This window comes from Luteibacter sp. P4_E6 (assembly GCF_056401535.1).
The window spans coordinates 1-1261 of sequence record NZ_JBFUJE010000817.1; the positions used below are offsets into that span (position 1 = coordinate 1).

Here is a 1261-nt window from a genome sequence, read left to right on the forward strand (position 1 = left end):
CAAGGAGGCAAGGAGGGATCAGGCAGCGCGCCTGGGCAGCACCCAATCCGGACGGATGAAATGACACGTGTAACCGTTCGGATACTTCTCCAGGTAGTCCTGGTGCTCGGGTTCGGCCTCCCAGAACGGGCCCGCGGGCGACAGTTCGGTCACCGCCTTGCCTGGCCACAGGCCTGACGCATTGACGTCCGCGATGGTGTCTTCGGCGACGGCCTTCTGCTCGTCATCGAGGTAGAAGATGGCCGAACGATAGCTCTCACCCCGATCGTTCCCTTGCCGATTCAGCGTAGTCGGATCGTGGATCTGGAAGAAAAACTCGAGAATCTTGCGGTAGCTCACCTTGGCCGGATCGAACTCGATCTCGATCGCCTCGGCATGACTGCCGTGGTTACGGTAGGTCGCGTTCGGCACATCACCGCCCGAATAGCCCACGCGCGTGGCGATGACGCCGGGCTGGCGGCGAATCAGGTCCTGCATGCCCCAGAAGCAACCGCCGGCGAGAATGGCGCGCGAAGTCACAGGACACCTCCGGTTTCACTGTCGAACATGTGGATGTACTTGCCGTAGCCTTCCTTTTCGAGATCGGCGACGGGAATGAAACGCAGCGAGGCCGAGTTGATGCAATAGCGCAGGCCGCCCTGGTCACGCGGGCCATCCGGGAAGACGTGGCCCAGGTGGCTGTCGCCATTGGCCGAACGCACCTCGGTGCGAATCATGCCGTGGGTGATGTCGCGCTTCTCTTCGACATAATCCGCCTCGAGCGGGCGCGTGAAACTGGGCCAGCCGCAACCGCTATCGAACTTGTCGAAGGACGAGAACAGGGGTTCGCCCGAGACGATATCGACGTAGATACCGGGTTCCTTGTTGTCGTTGAATTCATTGTGGAACGGCCGCTCGGTGCCGCTCTGCTGGGTCACCCGGAACTGTTCGGGAGTCAGCTTGGCGAGGGCTTCGGGGGTCTTGCGATAGTCGGACATAGGGACCTCCAGAGGGATGAAGATCGGGGGCTGCAGGCCAGTTGCGGGCCCGCTCCACCGCTTGTCCAATAATGCGGTCGAACGCGATAGAAACAATAGGAAGGACTTGCCGCCGGGGCCCAACGCCCTGCCCCTGTAGGAGCCGATTCATCGGCGAAAACCAGATCGCGACATCGTCATAGGCCTCGCTCCGCAGGAATCGCCGATGAATCGGCTCCTTGTATCTTAGGGATGCCTTCCGTTGGGAGGTGCAGCAAGTGAGATCCCGGGGAGGCCGCCGGCTC

General features: G+C 61.6%; 2 protein-coding genes. Both read right to left on the minus strand.

Annotation, left to right across the window (positions count from 1 at the left end):
• Positions 1–18: 18 nt before the first annotated feature.
• Positions 19–519, minus strand: a complete 501-nt coding sequence (msrA, locus tag AC1DT2_RS23740; RefSeq protein ID WP_063572768.1) for a peptide-methionine (S)-S-oxide reductase MsrA — start codon at positions 517–519, stop codon at positions 19–21.
• On the minus strand, positions 516–977 hold the full coding sequence (gene msrB, locus AC1DT2_RS23745; RefSeq protein ID WP_213947335.1) for a peptide-methionine (R)-S-oxide reductase MsrB: 462 nt from the start codon (positions 975–977) through the stop codon (positions 516–518). Before msrB ends, msrA begins: the two co-directional genes overlap by 4 nt.
• Positions 978–1261: the final 284 nt, after the last annotated feature.

Bases quoted from the DNA above. Each gene is read 5' to 3' on its own strand.
- msrB (WP_213947335.1), bottom strand. From the start codon at position 977: ATGTCCGACTATCGCAAGACCCCCGAAGCCCTCGCCAAGCTGACTCCC.